Below are 232 nucleotides of genomic sequence, written 5' to 3'. Positions count from 1 at the left end.
GGACATCGGTATCCTCTCCACCGCCGTCACCAGCGAACAACTGCAGACCCTGCCCTTTCGCGACGATCCCCTGGTGCTGATCATGCACACGGACCATCCTCTCGCCATACGCACCAAGCTGCGCTTTGCAGATACCCTTGAACATGGCTACGTCGGCCTGTCTGCCGACAGCGCCCTGGCCCTGCACCTGGAAGAACAGGCGCTGCAGTCGGGAAGGCGCATGCAGGTGCGG

The 232-nt window shown here is 62.9% G+C and carries 1 protein-coding gene; it reads left to right on the top strand.

The features are described from left to right. On the top strand, window positions 1-232 hold a 232-nt coding region (locus tag M2D63_RS26190; protein WP_285865932.1), incomplete at both ends, for a LysR substrate-binding domain-containing protein.

Origin of the sequence: Pseudomonas sp. BJa5 (assembly GCF_030272875.2) — a bacterium.
Classification (GTDB): Bacteria; Pseudomonadota; Gammaproteobacteria; order Pseudomonadales; family Pseudomonadaceae; genus Aquipseudomonas.
Note: the sequence above shows the minus strand (reverse complement) of the source record. Positions and strands in the feature narration are given on the sequence as shown.